Source organism: Hymenobacter sp. HDW8 (assembly GCF_011305775.1).
Taxonomy (GTDB): Bacteria; Bacteroidota; Bacteroidia; order Cytophagales; family Hymenobacteraceae; genus Hymenobacter; species Hymenobacter radiodurans.
The window spans coordinates 3,136,831-3,152,869 of the sequence record NZ_CP049907.1; the positions used below are offsets into that span (position 1 = coordinate 3,136,831).

Annotated in this window: 13 protein-coding genes; 8 read left to right on the top strand and 5 right to left on the bottom strand. The window is 55.4% G+C overall.

Going from position 1 to position 16,039, the window contains the following annotated elements:
• The first annotated feature begins 13 nt into the window (after positions 1–13).
• The 4 genes from G7064_RS13320 to G7064_RS13335 all read left to right on the top strand — a co-directional run bounded on the left by G7064_RS13320 (position 14) and on the right by G7064_RS13335 (position 7,441).
• Positions 14–3,487, top strand: a complete 3,474-nt coding sequence (locus tag G7064_RS13320; protein WP_166073971.1) for a hypothetical protein — start codon at positions 14–16, stop codon at positions 3,485–3,487.
• A gap of 59 nt (positions 3,488–3,546) precedes the next feature.
• A complete protein-coding gene (locus tag G7064_RS13325) occupies positions 3,547–5,082 on the top strand; it encodes a hypothetical protein (protein ID WP_166073972.1) in 1,536 nt (511 codons plus the stop codon).
• Between the two features lie 111 nt (positions 5,083–5,193).
• Positions 5,194–6,654, top strand: coding sequence for a hypothetical protein (locus G7064_RS13330; protein ID WP_166073973.1), 1,461 nt, complete (start codon positions 5,194–5,196; stop codon positions 6,652–6,654).
• 100 nt (positions 6,655–6,754) lie between these two features.
• Positions 6,755–7,441 (top strand): hypothetical protein, encoded by a 687-nt coding sequence (locus G7064_RS13335; protein WP_166073974.1) that lies wholly within the window; start codon positions 6,755–6,757, stop codon positions 7,439–7,441.
• A gap of 6 nt (positions 7,442–7,447) precedes the next feature.
• Here the strand turns inward: G7064_RS13335 and G7064_RS13340 are convergent, their stop codons facing one another.
• Positions 7,448–8,596: a PepSY-associated TM helix domain-containing protein gene (locus G7064_RS13340; protein ID WP_166073975.1), complete on the bottom strand. Its 1,149-nt coding sequence runs from the start codon at positions 8,594–8,596 to the stop codon at positions 7,448–7,450.
• A 21-nt stretch (positions 8,597–8,617) separates the two neighbouring features.
• Positions 8,618–11,074 carry a TonB-dependent receptor gene (locus G7064_RS13345; protein ID WP_166073976.1) on the bottom strand — a complete coding sequence of 819 codons (2,457 nt, stop codon included), beginning with the start codon at positions 11,072–11,074 and terminating at the stop codon, positions 8,618–8,620.
• A 309-nt stretch (positions 11,075–11,383) separates the two neighbouring features.
• On the opposite strand from G7064_RS13345, the gene G7064_RS23065 reads away from it, so the two are divergent.
• The 4 genes from G7064_RS23065 (at position 11,384) to G7064_RS13360 (ending at position 14,593) form a co-directional block, all read left to right on the top strand.
• Positions 11,384–11,962 (top strand): hypothetical protein, encoded by a 579-nt coding sequence (locus G7064_RS23065; protein ID WP_317172761.1) that lies wholly within the window; start codon positions 11,384–11,386, stop codon positions 11,960–11,962.
• Positions 11,845–13,581: a prolyl oligopeptidase family serine peptidase gene (locus tag G7064_RS13350; protein ID WP_317172857.1), complete on the top strand. Its 1,737-nt coding sequence runs from the start codon at positions 11,845–11,847 to the stop codon at positions 13,579–13,581. The genes G7064_RS23065 and G7064_RS13350 overlap by 118 nt, the downstream gene beginning before the upstream one ends.
• A gap of 144 nt (positions 13,582–13,725) precedes the next feature.
• Positions 13,726–13,959, top strand: coding sequence for a hypothetical protein (locus tag G7064_RS13355; RefSeq protein WP_166073977.1), 234 nt, complete (start codon positions 13,726–13,728; stop codon positions 13,957–13,959).
• 127 nt (positions 13,960–14,086) lie between these two features.
• Positions 14,087–14,593: a GNAT family N-acetyltransferase gene (locus G7064_RS13360; RefSeq protein ID WP_166073978.1), complete on the top strand. Its 507-nt coding sequence runs from the start codon at positions 14,087–14,089 to the stop codon at positions 14,591–14,593.
• Positions 14,594–14,666: 73 nt separating this feature from the next.
• On the opposite strand, the gene G7064_RS13365 is transcribed toward G7064_RS13360, so the two are convergent.
• The 3 genes from G7064_RS13365 to G7064_RS13375 all read right to left on the bottom strand — a co-directional run bounded on the left by G7064_RS13365 (position 14,667) and on the right by G7064_RS13375 (position 15,984).
• The gene (locus G7064_RS13365) at positions 14,667–14,969 is read right to left on the bottom strand and encodes a DUF4286 family protein (RefSeq protein WP_133274307.1); all 303 of its coding nucleotides are present in this window, start codon (positions 14,967–14,969) and stop codon (positions 14,667–14,669) included.
• Positions 14,970–15,027: 58 nt separating this feature from the next.
• Positions 15,028–15,477 (bottom strand): DUF6526 family protein, encoded by a 450-nt coding sequence (locus tag G7064_RS13370; protein WP_133274306.1) that lies wholly within the window; start codon positions 15,475–15,477, stop codon positions 15,028–15,030.
• 117 nt (positions 15,478–15,594) lie between these two features.
• Positions 15,595–15,984: a hypothetical protein gene (locus G7064_RS13375; RefSeq protein WP_133274305.1), complete on the bottom strand. Its 390-nt coding sequence runs from the start codon at positions 15,982–15,984 to the stop codon at positions 15,595–15,597.
• Between the last annotated feature and the right edge of the window lie 55 nt (positions 15,985–16,039).

The following is a 16,039-nucleotide window of genomic DNA, read 5'->3' on the forward strand; positions in this document are numbered from 1 at the left end:
AAGACATAAAGGAATGCCCAAAGTCCTTCGCTTACATAATAACGGCTCCCAGCAGGTGCAAGGCTGGCAGAAAACCGCCCCCATTACCAGCACCGAAATTGATACCGTAACCGACCCCACCGGCGGGCGGGCCAAGAACGTGGCCGTGTCCATCCCAACGCCGTTTGCGCGGATGCACTTGTTTGAAACGGCCTTCGATTTCCTGGCTCGTGAAGGGCAGCGCAATCCTGGTTCGGTGTACCACGAGCTGGTATCGCATTACTGGGACCTGTTTGAAGTGCTGTATAACTTCAACCTCTACACCCAGGCTGGCCGCAAAATCACGTTGCGTCGGTGGAATGCGGAGACGGAATTGCGCAAGATGCAGTCGGATGAAGGCACACGCCTGCTAGGCGAAACCTTGCGCTTGTTCCTGCAGGATGACCGATTCCGTGACTTCACGGATATGTATCTGGTGTTCTATGAGTCGCCGGACCTGCCAGGTGGGCCACGCTTGTTGGGGGGCACTTCTCCGCTTACCTTGCTCTTCACAGCCCCCACGGTAGCACCGCTAGACTTGGAGCGTGCGCAGGCTAGGGGGCATTATTTTGATAATCAGATCGTGCTGCTCGAAGACCGCTCGCCGGCTTTCCGAGAGTTCGTGTACGAGATGTTTCTGGCTTATCCGCAGCTGCAGCGCCGGGAGTTTGCAGGTAGTGTATTCGCTAGCCTCGACCGCAGCCGCATCAATCAGATGCAGATGCAGGGCGAGCATACGGCCCAGCGTTTTGCTGCCAAGTACCCAGCCATCACTGACTTCCAGGGCAACTTGGTGAGCGTGAAGTACGTGCCGCTTCCCGGCCGCGCCGACCAATCGGCGGTGATGAGCAGTGACTTATTTATTCAGCCCACCCGCGAGAGTAATACCGGCCGCCTGCGCCCCTTGGTGTTGCGCCCCAACCTGACTATGCAGGGGGCAAATTACCTCAACGGCCAGCCTTGGGACGACCGCACGCCCGTGCCCTACGCCGATGAGCTGACGCTGGAGAATCGGGTGCTGCCCGGCAAAGGCTTCAAGTACCCTTACCTTACGGTAGGCGACTTTCTGGAAGATGCGTTGGTTGAGCTGCCTTATGAGCTTAACACGCAGCGCTTCCACACGGGTAAAGTGACCTTCCAGTACGGCGCTGACACCCAAGGCCGGGCGCGGTTTCCATACCTGCTGCCGCTGAAGCAGTCCTTCTTCGAGTACTTTACCGAGCACGATTTAGCCGAGCTGGTCACCTTTACTATTGACCTCAACCATGTGCGGGTAAATGTGCGGGTGCCGGTACAAGGGGGGCGTTTTATCACGTTTGAACGCAGCTACTACCAAAATCCACAGAACCCCAAGGACGCGCAGGGCCGCGAGATTCCGGAGAAGGGCCGCATCGTAAGGGCCAACATTGGCTTGGGCGTGTTCCCATTCTACAAGATGCGCGCGCAGCCCGAGTACAACGACTTTTACAAGGTCATGCTCGTGGATGCCGACAACAGCCCTACCATGCTGCAGCGCCGCTACGACCTCACCTTCTTCGTGAGTGGCGAGCGGTTAACCGACCAAGGCGCAGCCCGTCGGGCTACCAAGTTTGAGCGTACTCAAAAAAGTGTAGCTACAGCTGGTAGTACGTATTATGAAATCACCGGCACCCACTTCGACCTTGCCGAACTTACTTGTCCGCCAGCTACGCTGGGTGCGGAGCCGGCCCGTGGTCTTATTGTGCCACGCTGGAAGGAGCTAGACCGTGGCACGCGCCGCTTTACCTTCGCCGTCGATTTTGGTACCAGCAACACGCACGTAGCGTATGCCGACGGTCCTTCGGCTCACCCGCGGCCGTTCACTATTGGCGAGGGCGACTTGCAGGTCGAACTGCTGAACGCGCCGTTGCCCGATACTGGCTACTCAGCCTTCCAGCGCTACATGCGCGGGCCCGGTCAGCTGTTTGACATTCCCCTGATTCAGAATCGGGAGTTTGTGCCCAGTATCGTGGGTGAGCAGCAGTCGGTATATGAGTTTCCGATTCGGACGGCGGTTTGCGAAACGAACTCTTATGCGAACGAGCCCAGCAAAGTGCTGAGCAACATTAATATTGGCTTCAGCATCAACACTGAAACCAACCAGCCGCCCCAAAACCGCTTCGTAACTAACCTGAAATGGTCGGCGGAGCTGGACCCGCAGGGTGTGAATCGGATTGCGGCATTCTTTAAGGAGATTCTGCTGCTGATGAAGCACAAGGCGGCTCAGTACGGTGGTATTCTGGAAGATACCCGCGTGGTGTGGTTTGCCCCCCTGAGCTTCGATATGTTCCTGCGCAATCAGTTTCAGCAGGTGTGGGACGAAGCCTTCCAGGAGGTATTCCGCGCCCGCCGACCCACGCAGTGCATTTCGGAATCGGTGGCCCCGTACTATTACCTGACGGCTACCAATCAGGTAGTGCCCAACCGCGACGAGAACGTCATCAACATCGACATCGGCGGTGGCACCACCGACTTGCTGATTTTCGCGGAGCAGAAGCCGTCGTTCAGCTCGTCGTTCCGCTTTGCTGGCGACGACCTGTGGGGTGATGGTTATGCTCGCGTACAGGGCGCGCCGAAGCAAAACGGCCTGTTGCGCCTCGGGGTGCAATACGTGGAAAGCTTGCCCGATTCGGAGCAGAACCAGGAGTACAAAGGATACCTACGGGCGGCCCTGCAAAATCCTGATTTTGGTTCGGCTGACGTAACGAGCTTGCTCTTTACCTACAACGAGGCGTTGCGCTTTACGCAGAGTCTGGGCTTGGGCAAAGGACGGCAACTGCGAGTGCTTTTCTACCTGCACTACACGGCTATTATCTACCACGTAGCACAGCTAGTACAGCATCTGGGCCTGAAAACGCCGCGTTATCTGTGCTTCTCTGGCAAAGGCAGCTTGTATCTGCGGTTGCTCAGCGGCGGCAGCAGTTTGGCGGCCATTGAGAAGATTACTAAGGCAGTATTCTTGGCAGCTACTGGTCAGGAGCCACCGCAGAACTTCCGCGTAATTCTGGCTGATAATCCCAAAGAAGCAACCACCAACGGTGGCGTGCTTTTCGAAGAAAGCGCCACCAGCGCCGCTGACTTCGACAAGATTCGAACGGTGAAGCTCAATGGTGCTTTAGAAGGCGCCGACATTGATACGGCTCGTCTCAAAATCCCGCAGGTTGATGCCGAATTGAAGCAGTCGGTAATCGATAATACGCGCCGTTTCCTCGAAATCGTGCTCGACAACGACGACGTGGCTCCACTGATGCGCGAAGTCGGCGTTGACGTGGATCGGCAGAAGGTAAAAGACTTCTTACTCCGCGAAATTGAGGATAGCCTGAACTTGGGTCTGCATCAAATTGGTCGCAACCTCGGTCAGGGTGAAACGCTGCCGGAAACGCTGTTTTTCTACCCGATGAAGCAGGCGCTGTATAACCTGAGCCGGGAGTTGATCAACCCGAATTCATAATGAAATAACGCCGTGCAGGAGCTGATTCTGTACGGCGTTATACCGTTGTATTTCTTGCTATGAAAATATTTTCCCGTTTCGCTCCCTTACTGCTAGGCGTAATACTGTCTGCCTCAAGTGTCCATGCTCAAACCGAACTAGGCAAGCCCACCCTCGATGAGTCAAAAACCCAGATTTGGTGCGCCACGGCCAAGTTCGTGTACGAGGATACGGGTGTGCCTGAACTTAAGAGCACCTTGCGTTGCGACGGTAGCTTGCAGGCATTCGAGAACAGTATCAAAGCTGATAAGCAGAGTGTATACAGCCGTTTGTATAAACCACTGGAGCGGGGGGCAATTTATAACGGTCTGACTACGGATGAGGCGCGGCTTAATAAGCTCACCACCGAAATTATTAACCGGCTCAAAAACCCAGCGCGCACCAACGACCCGGTTCGGATGCAGCGCCTCACGGCCTTAGAAACGGGCCTCAAAGGCTTTGTGCAAAACGGTACGCCCCTGGGTGACACCGGTGCTGACCTCGTAGCTGAAGAAGCTGCTGATACGGCTTCCCTGGCCGATACCACGGTGGATTCCGACGTAGGCGTGGCGCTACCGACTGGCACGAGCGTAAGCAGTCCGCGCACGTATGCGGCTGAGAGCACCATCAGCAAGCTTTTTGCTCCGATTGCGTTGGTGTTTTCAATATTAAGCCTCGTGCTTTTTGCCTTGCAGCGCGGCCATATTAAGGCGCTGAATGCGCGCGCCGAGCGTCATCGGGCTGCGCTGGAAGCGGTAAAGTTGGCCATGCCAAGTGATAGTCCTTCGCTCAAGAAACTGACGCCCGAGCTACAGCGCGAGATTGAGAAGATGGTGGAGCAACGCGTAGGCGCGGCACTAGCTCAAACAAAGCCCGCCGGTCAAAATTTGCCCCCCAGACCAGCCGCACCTGCTCCGCCGGCGCAAACTCGTCCTCCAGTGGCCGCAGCGCCAAACCCAGTAACGCCTCCTCCAGCGCCAGCGCGCCCAGCCGCGCCCGTAGCTGCTGCCCCCGCTCCGCCAGCCCCGCAGCCCGCGGCTCCTACGCCACCGCCACCGGCTCCAGTGCCAACCTATACCGCACCAGCGCCAATGGCCGAAGCGTCGGTTGCCGCCCCGGCTCCTGTGATACCAGCGGGCCCGCCCGCTGCTGCCCCGCGTGATGACTTCGATAGTTTGGTGCCGCCTGTGCAGTTGCCTACTCCAGATAATTGGTCAGTGGCGCCTCAGATTAATAAGCCGGAAAATCAACCAGTCCAGACAAGTCGCTATTATGTAAAAGTGCCTGTGAATGGTGGATTTAGTGAATACGACTTGCAGGAACAACCCCAGCACGACAGTATTTACGAAATCAAAGTAGACGCCCAGCGGCCTGAGCGCGCCACGTTTCGAATTACTTCTAACACGGCGGTACACGCCTATGCTATCCAAAGCGCGCAATATTCCCTGCGCGAAGCCTGCCGCTACCAGCAGCCCAGCACGCCCGTTTCGCGCATCGTGACAGATGAAGAAGGGACATTGTTTAAAAGCAATGGGGCTTGGCAGATTGAGCAAAAAGCCGCTATTCATTTCGAGTAGGAACGTACCTCAACGCTTTGGGCGTTGTTTCTTTGTAGTCGTATTCGTGAGTACATTCCACCGCCGCGTAAGTCAAACGCGGCGGTGTGTGTTTCTACAAACTCTTGCTTAATGCTTGAAATCGTTCTTGAAATAATTGTTGTGCTCGTGGTGGTGGGCTTGCAGATCCGCACGTTTCTGCAAACCCGCGCGCAGGCTCAACGATTAGCGCAGATTTATCCAGCCAAAAACACGCTCCGGGTGGAGCGTCGGCTGGTAACGCCGGCCGGCGAAGATTTGCCCCCCTACGCCGCCAATGCGCCCGCCGATGCATACCTCATCGACCTGATTCGGGCGGACGCCGTGCCCGCCGACTTTCAGGAAATCTTGACCGATACCAACGATTATCTGCGCCATAATAAAGGCGCCGCTGCTGACTTTGGTATCCTAAAAGATATTTCAGAGCGGCAGTCGCAGGTGCTGGAAAATGCGGTGCAGGCGAATGTGGCTACGCCCTTGTATTTGGGTCTGCTGGGGACCTTTTTGGGTGTAATTCTGGGCTTGGTAGGCATTGCGCGAAATGGCGTTTCTGATGAGGATGCGCTCACGCCTTTCCTCACCGGCGTACTCATCGCCATGACCGGCAGCTTTGTGGGATTGCTGCTGACGTTGTTGGGCAATGGTTTGGTGCGGAAGGCGCATCAGCAGCTCGACCAAGGTCAGAATAGGTATTATACTTTTCTGCAAGCGCGCTTGTTGCCCGTGCTGCACAACGACATGGCGAACAGCTTGTCTACTCTAAAAGGGGTGCTGGATGCGTTTAATCAAGATTTTATAAGCAAAGTCACGATCTTCGAGCCCATCATCGGGACGCTGACGGAGAACGTAAAAGTGCAGCGCGACTTTCTGGTGAAGCTCAATGAAATTGGGTTTGATAAGATGGCGAATGCCAACTTAGCCGTGTTCGACAAAGTGCGGGAGTCGGCGGAGCTGTTTGGATCGTTCGTCGGTTATCAGCAGCGGCTCAATCAAATGTTGGAAGAGGGTACCGCCACTGCTAACGCTGTGCGGAGCATCCTGGACCGCTTGACGGGATTTGAGCGCGGCATCAACAACGTCGGGCAGTACATCGGCCAGCACGATAACCTGATTCAGCACCAGCTCGACTTTTTCCAGCGCCACGAGAAGGAAATGACCAACGTGGCCGCCCGCACGGAGCAATACTTCGACCTGGCCACCGGCCGCCTTACCGACCTGATGCAGCAGCGCCTCAGCTTCCACGAGCGCGACGCCCAACAGGCTTACGAAAAGTGGGGGCAGTACTTCCAGCGCCTCAACGAGGAGAACGTTTTCGACCGCATTACGCACTACTTGGAGCCCTTCAAAAACCTGGACGCGGAGCAGAAAAACCTGTCCCGCGATGTGACCGCTACCCAGCGCGAGCTGATGCGCAAAATCGAGATGGACTCGCAGATCCAAGCCAAAATTCTGATGGAGCTGTCCGCACTAAATGAGGTATTGGTAAAAGCTACAGCCAAAAACCGCATGCAGCGGGCCATGGATAGCTTGTTTGGCGGCGTGAAGCCACAATAAGCGAAGCGTAGCCTTATTCCTCTTGTGAGGGGCTTTTTACAACGATTTATAACGATTCTGACGCGAGATAAAGTACTTCTTTGCGTTACATATTCTACTCATGCAGGATTCTCAAAACCGCTCTTCCAACGATTTTTTCTGGCCTAGTTACGTGGACCTGATGACGTCGTTGTTTGTGGTGATGCTGGTGCTGTTTGTGTACAGCTTCAAGCTGTTTAAGGATCGTGAAAACGACCTGAAAAAGGCTAATGGTGACCTGAAAGCCAAAGCGGAAGAGCTTGAGCAGATTACTAAAATTCGGCGCTCGTTGCAGCGGCTGGAAGGCAAATACTTCCGCTACGATCCGAATCTGGAGCGTCACGAACTGCTGGTGCCGGTGCAGTTTAAGGCTGGGCAGGATGAAATTCAGGATGCGTACAAGCCCGCGCTCTTGCAGGCCGGCCGCACGTTGCGTTCTGTGCTCAAAACCATCAAGACGGAGCAGCCGGTGCGCTACTTGGTAATCGTGGAAGGCATGGCGGCACGCTACGCCGGCAATGATGCCCGCAACCGCACGCAGGAGCAGCTTACTTACCAGCTCAGTTACCGGCGGGCGCTAAATTTGCTGAACTTCTGGAAGCAAAATGGCCTAAACTTCAGCCAGGACAGCAATATCGAGCTGATAATTGGTGGTAGTGGCTTCTATGGTACTGGCCGTTACCGCGGCGCGCGCGAAGGTGATAATAAGCGCTTCCTGATTCAGGTGATTCCGAAAGTGGGCCGAATTGGGGAAGTAGGCACGCGTTGAACGCTCCTAGGAATTGACTGGAGTTCGGCGGGGCTGTACCTGTTGCTTTGCTTTCTTGGGCTTATTGCGCTTGCCCCACCATACCAGCGTACCGGTAACGGGTAGGCTAGCCGCAATCAGGCTGACCAAAAAGGCGATAATTTTGCCCCCCAGACCCAGAATCTGACCGGTATGGATGTCGTAGTTGGCATCAATGAGCTTCTGGCCGCGACTCTTGCCGGCGTCTGGAATGGCTTTGAGCAGTTGGCCAGTGGTGGGGTGGAAGTAGTACTCGTCGCGGTGGGAGTAGAGCAAGGATGTCCGGTAGGCAATAGAGTATGCGGGCTGATCGGGGGCGACGGGGGCCGCGACATAAAGCATTTGGGCCGTGGGCGAGTCACGCCGCATTTGCGCGTAGAATATATCGATGAGGGGCTGACTGGGCGTGCTAGCGGGTTGGGCAGTTACTTTGGGGGGCGTTTTTTCCTCGGGAAAGCTGCTGCCCGCGTTGGCCGCTAAGTACACGGAGTTATTCACCCATTCAAAGCTCATTACCAGACCCGTAAGCGCGATGATGAGCGCGATGCTGGCAGTGTAGAAGCCCAGCACGTTGTGCAGATCGTAGTTGACACGCCGCCAGCGGCCGTTCCACTTGATAGTGAAGCTGCGGTGTCGGTCCTTTTTGCGCTTGGGCCACCACAGCACCATGCCCGTAATGAGCATGACCACAAAAATCAGGACCCCAATGCCCACCACCCATTCGCCCACCGCCACGGGTAGCAGCAGGTACATATGGATTTCCTGCACGATGGTGAAAAAATTGCGTTTTAGGTTTTTGAAGTGCAACTCCTGGCCGGTGTAGGGGTCGACGAAAGCGGCGAAGGAGCCTCCGGCTTTGTCGGTGCCGTAGGAAATGGCGGAGCGATTGGGCCCCATGTACATCACCCAACTGAACGTCAGGTCGGGATGGTTGCGCTGGATGGTGGCTTGCAGCCGGGAAGGCGGCAGCTCGGGCGTGGCCGCCACCGGCACAATGAGCCACGGCTCAGTGGCTTCGCGAATTTCCTCTTGAAACGTAAAAATGGCCCCCGTGATGCTCACGATAAACACCACTAGCCCCGACGCGAGACCGAGCCAGAGGTGAAGCTTGCGAATGGCTTGTTTGAGAGGCGTCATCAGCAGGAGAGCTTAAAGGGCTTAAAACTTGTACGCTACGCTGCCCACGAAATTACGCAGCTTCTGGGGAGTCATGGTGGTGTAGCCAATCCAGTACCGCTCGTTGGTGAGGTTATCCACTTTGGCCGAAATCCGGAATTTGGGCTGGTCGTAGAAAACGGATGCGTTCAGCACCGTATAAGCGGGCAGGGTAAATACGCTGGCCGTCGTGTTCTGTATCTTGTTGTCGCTGGCGTAGTTGCCGCCGAAACCTAGGCCTAAGCCTTGTAGCGGAGAGGCGGGCAGGCGGTAGCTCAGCCACAGGTTGGCCAGATAGGGCGAGGAAGCCGTAGCGGGGCGACGACCCTCATCTAGCGCGGTAGAACGCTCCAGACGGGAGTCGTTGTAGGAGAAGCCAGCCACCGCGTTGAAGCCCGCAAATGGGTTGGCTACTACGTCGAACTCTATGCCTTTGCTGCGCTGGGTGCCGTCCTGGGTTTGGGCAAACCGAGCGGCAGCTTCCGGGCGCGGATCGGCGCGGAGCAGGTCTTGCACCTGGATGTTGTAGTAGCTGAGCGTGGCGGTCAATTTGCCCCCCAGCGCATCAACTTTCACGCCCGTTTCCCACTGGTTAGCCTGCTCCAGATCAGCGACGCGCTGGCCGGTGCTATCGGGTAAGGTCACGTCGTAAGCCAGGTACGAGCCCCGGTTGTTGAAGCTATTTTGGTAGTTAGCAAACAGCGAAACTTTATCCTTCAGCGGCTGGAATACCACGCCGAATTTGGGCGACAGGGCCGTTTGCTGGTAAGCAGCCACTTGTCCGCCTTCTAGCCCGCCCTTGTTATCGAAGTGGTCTACGCGCAGAGCGGCCAGTATACTTAGCCGGTCGGTCAGGTTCAGCACATCGGAGACAAAAGCGCTGTAGGTGTTAATTTTGGTGGTGACGGGGTACGTAAAGTCCGGCGCGCCGGCCGCGTAGCGGGCTCCCAAGTTCGTGCCGTTGAACTGCGAATAATCGAAGTCGGCCTGGTTGAGCGGCACGATATCAAACACGCTGCCGAAGAAGTTCTGGTCGGAGTTAATGCGTAGAAAGTCTAGGCCCAACACGACGCGGTTGCGCAGGCGGCCGGCCACTTGGAAGTCGCCGTTGAAGAGCTGCTGCACCTCGTACACCTGCTCGGTGCTGTTATTAGTCGATTGGTCGGCGCGGGCCAGAAAATTGGCCCCCGGCGCCGCATTCGGGTTGTTAGTAGCCACCGCGTTGGGCACCAGATAGAAGTAGGGTCCGAAGCCGTTGGAGTAGCTGCGGCTGGCCGAGAAGTTCGTGGACGAGGTGAAGGCTGGCGAGATGCGGTAGTTCACCTGCCCGAAGAAGTTGGTGCTGCGCGAGTCCTGCTCCAGCCCGTTGCCCATGTAAGATTTGCGGTAGTCAATATTCACGTCCTCGGCCCGCGACACGCCGAGCTGCGTAGAGGGGGAGTAGAAGAAAATGAGCTGCTTACCCACGCTACGGCCCCGGTACAGCTCCGCGTCGAGGTTGATGCTCAGGCGCTCAGTTGGCTGAAACGACAGACTGGGCGCAATGGCGATGTTGCGGTTGAAGCCCTGGTCCTGGAAGTTATCTTCCTTCTGATAGGCTGTGTTCAGACGAAAAGCGAGCGTTTTGGCCGTATTGAGCGGTGTGTTCACGTCGGCGCTGAGGCGGTGAAAGCCGAAGCTACCACCCGAAGCGGCTACTTCGCCCCCGAAGCTGTCGTAGGGCTTCTTGGTCACGCGGTTGATGAGGCCGCCGTAGGAGGTGAGGGCGCTGCCGTAGAGCGTGGCCGACGGACCTTTGATAATCTCGACTTTCTCCAGGTTGGCCGCGTCCACGCTGCTGGTCACGTTGCCAGCCAGGCCGTTGCGCAGCTGGCTTTGTACAATGTAGCCGCGGGTGTTGTAGTAGCTGCCCCCGTCGCCGGCCCGGCCGGTGGCTTCCCACATACGCTGCACGCCGGGCGCGTTGCGCAGCGCATCATCGACGGTGAAAACCAGCTGCTCGGTCAGTAGTTCTTTGCCCACCGTATTGTATACCTGCGGGTTTTCTAGGTTTGCCAGGGGCATCTTGGCCGCGTAGTCCGACTGTTTGCGAGCGAATTTATTGACGCGGGCCCCGCTTACTACCACTTCGCGCAACTGCTGGGCGTTTTCGATCAGCACAAAATCGAGGGTGGCACTCTGGCCGCTTATTACTTCTACCGTCTTCTCTGCCGATTTCAGGCCGATGCCCGAAACAACCAGCGTGTAAGTTCCGGCCCGCATTCTACTTAACACATATTCGCCCCGGCTGTTGGTGATAGTCCCTTGGCTACGGTCTTCCAAGCCCACGGTAATAGCCTCGGCTGGCCTGCCGTCGGAGGTAGTAACGCGCCCGCGAATGGCGGCTGTTTGTTGTGCTTGAACAGTTAGAATGCTGCCAGTGAGGGCGATGGCTAAGCTAAAAGAGCGGTGGAAAGACATAGATTGCTTATTCAGAACATTTCTAAAGAGATGCAAAAGAACAACATATTTGCTTATTTAGAAATATTATGAATAGTTATTTATGGAGTATTAAGATCTTTCCTACCTCACTTTGGTTATTCCAAGAGCTAAGAGAGGCGTAGCGCTACAAACGATAAGATGTAATAGTCATACGGCTGAGCTAACCTTAATAAACACCATCAATGTGAACATACGCGACTTCATATATTACAAGAAAGCCTGCTTCATTATGATATAAAGCGAAGACGGACTTCTATCTTCGACATCTACTCCGCTGCCCCACACCTCATGCACATCCCTAAATATCCGCTGCTGGCCTTGCTGGCGTTGGCGGCTTGCCGCTCTGCGGGGCCCACTGCCAAATCGGCTACTACTTATTCAGCAAACCCTCATATGGCGGCCGTTACTCCGTCTAGCTCCTCTGTGAAGTACCCCGAAACCCGCAAATCCGATCAGGTAGATGATTACCACGGCACGTCCGTTGCCGACCTGTACCGCTGGCTCGAAGACCTCGACTCGCCCGAAACCAAGGCGTGGGTGGAGGCTCAGAACAAGCTGACTTTTGGCTACTTAGAGAAAATACCGTTTCGCGACCAGATACGGGAGCGGCTTACCAACATCTGGAATTACGAGCGCTACGGCGTGCCGCAGGTGGAGGATGGGCAACTGTACTTCTCCAAAAACGACGGTTTGCAAAACCAGGCCGTGCTGTACGTGCAGAAAAATGCCCCCAGAGCCTGCCAGAAGTTCTGCTCGACCCAAATAAGTTCTCCACCGACGGCACTACAGCTCTTACAGGTACTTATTTCTCCAATGACCATCGCTACATGGCGTACTCGACTTCTGGCGGGGGCTCCGACTGGCTGAAGGTGAAAGTATTGGACCTCAAGACGCGCTTGCCGCTTAAGGATGAGCTGGAGTGGGTAAAGGTATCGGGGGTGGCGTGGGCGAAGGATGGTTTTTACTACAGTCGGTACGCCGCGCCTAAGTCGGGCGAAAACCAGCTGGCCGGCAAAAACGAGTTTCACAAAGTCTATTACCACAAGCTTGGTACCCCGCAAAAGACGGATAAGCTGGTGTATGAAGACAAGAAAATGCCACTGGGCTTCCGGTTTGCGGGCACCACGGAAGATGAGCGTTTCCTAGTGCTAAGCCTTACCGATGGCGTGGCCGACGGCAACCGCCTAGCCGTGCGCGACCTCACCGACCCGAAGCAGGCCGACAAATTCACGACGCTCATCAGCAGCTACGAGCACAACAATTCGGTAGTGGGCAACGTGGGGGGCAAATTGTTAGTGCTCACCAACTACCAAGCGCCTTTGTACCGTTTGGTGCTCATCGACCCCAAAAAGCCGCAGCAAGCCAACTGGAAAACGGTGCTGCCTGAAACCACTTATAAGATTGATAACGTGGAGCACGTGGGTGGCCGCCTCATTGCTACATATTTAAAAGACGCGAGCAGTCAGGTAAAAGTGTACAGCGAGACTGGCGAGTTTCAGAACGATGTAGAACTGCCAGCCATTGGTACGGCCGCTGGCTTCGGCGGCCGCCGTGATGCCAAGGAAGTGTACTACGCTTTCACCTCGTTCACGTATCCGACCACCATTTACAAATACGACCTCGCTACTAAGCAAAGCACAATATTTCAGGCTCCCAAAGTGGAGGTGAAGCCTGATGACTATCTAACGACGCAGGTCTTTTATAGCAGCAAAGACGGCACGAAGATTCCGATGTTCATCGTGCACAAGAAGGGGCTGAAGCTGGACGGCAAAAACCCGACTTATCTCTACGGTTACGGAGGGTTCGATATCTCCCTGACTCCATCATTTAGCGTAGCGCGCATGCTGTGGCTGGAAAACGGGGGAGTGTTGGCTGTGGCTAATCTGCGCGGTGGCGGCGAGTACGGCGAGGCCTGGCACAAAGCCGGTATGACGCCCAACAAGCAAAACGTATTCGACGATTTTATTGCCGCCGCCGAGTACTTATCGGTGCAGAATTACACCTCGCCTAAGCACTTGGCTATTGCGGGCGGCTCAAATGGCGGTTTGCTGGTGGGCGCCACTATGATTCAGCGCCCCGATGTGGCCCGCGTGGCGCTGCCGGCCGTGGGCGTGATGGACATGCTACGCTATCAGAAGTTTACGATTGGCTGGAACTGGGCACCCGAGTACGGCACCTCCGACAACTATGCTCAGTTTCAGAATCTTTATAGCTTCTCGCCCCTGCATACGCTGAAGCAAGGCGCCGACTACCCGGCCACCATGATTACCACCGCCGACCACGACGACCGCGTGGTGCCGGCGCACTCGTTTAAATTTGCGGCGGCTTTGCAGGAAAAAGCAGGTGGTGCCAATCCGCAGCTTATCCGCGTAGATGTGAATGCGGGCCACGGCGCGGGCAAAAGCACCAAGCTGCAAATCCAGGAATGGGCCGATGTGTGGGCCTTTACCTACTACAGCATGGGCCTGAATCCCTACGGAAAATAAGCGTGCAAAAAGCCCCCAGCGGTTGAGCTTGGACTAAATCTGGGAAGAAATAGCCCTTGGGGGGCTTTTTTCCGTACTAACCTTTCGCGGGTCGCTTTGTATCTTGCGGCCCGAAACCCAATTGCCCGCCTTATTCGGCTGTTTATGAAGAAAACGCTTGTGCTCGGTCTGTTGGCCGGCGCTTCCCTGACCCTATCCGTGACCTCGTGCAAGAATCCGGATTATAAGAACATGGACGAAAATGTGGCTGTAAAGCCCCTGCCGCCCATTCCCGCCCCTGCCGACACCACCGGCGGCAAGCCCGACACCAACGTGCCCCGCGAGATAAACGCCGTCAACGCCACGGAGAGCATCAAGAAAATGCAGCCTCAGATGTAATTGAGCGCTTAAAAAGTAAAACTGCACAATGAGCAATAGCCAATTTGGAGCTATTGCTCATTGTGCTTTTCGGCTCTTATTCACTAAGGGCTACGTTTGTCATTATACACCTTTGATCTTTCCACCGATGACGACCATCCGCCGCGGCATTCGCGCCGATTTGCCCCAAGTGCTGGCTCTTATTCAGGAGCTAGCCGTGTATGAGCGCGCCCCTCACGAGGTGACCAATACGCTGGCCGACATGGAGCGCGACGGTTTTGGGCCAGAACCCATTTTTAAGTTTTTTGTAGCCGAAAAAGCCCCCCAGCAGATCGTGGGACTGGTTTTGTACTACACTGCTTACTCTACCTGGAAGGGCCGGATGCTGTTTCTGGAAGACTTGGTCGTGACGGAAGAAGTGCGCGGTACGGGCCTCGGCAAACTGCTTTTCGACGCGGTAGTGGCTGAAGCCCGCGCTACCGGCGCTAATCGTATGAAATGGCAGGTGCTGGAGTGGAACGAGCCCGCTATCGGCTTCTACAAAAAGATTGGGGCCAACCTTGACCCGGAGTGGTTCAACGGCAACCTCAACGCCGAGCAACTGCAAGCTTATGCCTGTGCCCCCGCCGCGGAAGCAGCGGTGAATAATGCGTAGATGAGCGAATAACTCAATTAAAAAAGCCCCCCGGAATCATCTGGGGGCTTTTTAATTAAGGTGCAGCTTGCTGTCAGTCCATCACCTCTAGTACGGTGCGGAAAGAAACGTACTGACCGGGAAAGCGAATTTCGAGGTCGGCGCGCAAGCCGGGGGCGGATATGCGCTGGTACTCTTCGAGCTGCTCCAGGCTAGCGCAGTAGTATTGCGCTGCGTAGGTGATGCCTCCTTCTTCCTCATTGAGCAGACGGCAGAGCTGACTGCGAATGAAAAAACCAGTGGCCATCACCTCCGGCATATGGGTTTCTTGCATAAAAGCCAGCCACTCGTCCGCTATTTCTGGCTCGATGCTGCTTGTTACGTTGTAAAGAATCATGATGTAAACGGTTGATTGTTAAATGGTCAGGCAGCCATTTGATCGGTGTAAGCTTTCCTCACACCCGCATAGGATCGAAGTGAAACTCTTGAATACGAGCCTGAATGGTTTTGGGGGGCAAATTTTCGCTGATAGTAGCCTGCACCAAGCCAGCCAGCTCGGCATCGCCGGCAAAGCGTAGCGACAGAATCTGCTTTAGCGAAAGCCGATCTTCCAACGGCCGCAGGCTTTGGCCCGTGACCTCAAAATACCGTTGCCGTACCTCCAGCCGGATCAGGCGGTCTTGCAAAGTAAGGGCATAATGCTGACGTAGCATTACCAGCACACCTAACCCGATAACGGCCAGCGCCATGATGGAAAACCAGAGCCGCGACAGATCTGAGTCGTCGCCGGCTACCTCAGCGTAGCGCCGGCCGGTGTAGAAGGCCATAATGAGCGCCGCTGGCAGCAGAACGAAATGGTGCAGCGGATAATAGCGAGCAGTGTTTTTGGTCGGTAGATTGGCCATTAATAAGGGGTGAAGTGAGCGTGTGAACATAAAAAACTCCAGCCGATGGGCTGGAGTTTTTACAAGGGTAATTGTGTCTGAACTGCCTACGTAAAGCGACGGCTTACAGACAACTGCTTAGGAGCGCTTACGTTCTGCTTTTAAGCGAAGCCGTTCGGCTTTCAACTCTGCCTGCCGGGCTTTTTCGCGTTGCTTAGTAGCTTTTAGATCTAGTTCTTGACCTTCTATCTGCTTTTTCTGCGCCCGACGATTAGCCTGCATCTCGTCCTCCTGACGATCCATTTCCTTTTTCTGCTTACGCATGTCGTCGCGCTGATTATCAATCGCGTCGGCAGTCTTCTCGCGTTCCTTGCGCTGCTCCTTCAGAGCCTGCTCATTGGTTTTTAACGCCTCTTGCTGTTGCTGAATCCGCAATTGAGTAGAGTCAACGGTAGTAGTTTGGGCCTGGGCGGTGTGGCTTAGTAAAGCGATGCCAACCAGGGTAAGAATACTTGCTAATTTTTTCATGATAGGTCGGACTTGCCGCTGTTTAGCCTGAAACGGTACGAAGCAGCCGAATGTT

Bases quoted from the DNA above. Each gene is read 5' to 3' on its own strand.
- G7064_RS13325 (WP_166073972.1), top strand. From the start codon at position 3,547: ATGAAAATATTTTCCCGTTTCGCTCCCTTACTGCTAGGCGTAATACTG.
- G7064_RS13370 (WP_133274306.1), bottom strand. From the start codon at position 15,477: ATGGCCAATCTACCGACCAAAAACACTGCTCGCTATTATCCGCTGCAC.
- G7064_RS13335 (WP_166073974.1), top strand. From the start codon at position 6,755: ATGCAGGATTCTCAAAACCGCTCTTCCAACGATTTTTTCTGGCCTAGT.
- G7064_RS13340 (WP_166073975.1), bottom strand. From the start codon at position 8,596: ATGACGCCTCTCAAACAAGCCATTCGCAAGCTTCACCTCTGGCTCGGT.
- G7064_RS13365 (WP_133274307.1), bottom strand. From the start codon at position 14,969: ATGATTCTTTACAACGTAACAAGCAGCATCGAGCCAGAAATAGCGGAC.
- G7064_RS13345 (WP_166073976.1), bottom strand. From the start codon at position 11,074: ATGTCTTTCCACCGCTCTTTTAGCTTAGCCATCGCCCTCACTGGCAGC.
- G7064_RS23065 (WP_317172761.1), top strand. From the start codon at position 11,384: ATGCACATCCCTAAATATCCGCTGCTGGCCTTGCTGGCGTTGGCGGCT.
- G7064_RS13320 (WP_166073971.1), top strand. From the start codon at position 14: ATGCCCAAAGTCCTTCGCTTACATAATAACGGCTCCCAGCAGGTGCAA.
- G7064_RS13355 (WP_166073977.1), top strand. From the start codon at position 13,726: ATGAAGAAAACGCTTGTGCTCGGTCTGTTGGCCGGCGCTTCCCTGACC.
- G7064_RS13330 (WP_166073973.1), top strand. From the start codon at position 5,194: ATGCTTGAAATCGTTCTTGAAATAATTGTTGTGCTCGTGGTGGTGGGC.
- G7064_RS13375 (WP_133274305.1), bottom strand. From the start codon at position 15,984: ATGAAAAAATTAGCAAGTATTCTTACCCTGGTTGGCATCGCTTTACTA.
- G7064_RS13360 (WP_166073978.1), top strand. From the start codon at position 14,087: ATGACGACCATCCGCCGCGGCATTCGCGCCGATTTGCCCCAAGTGCTG.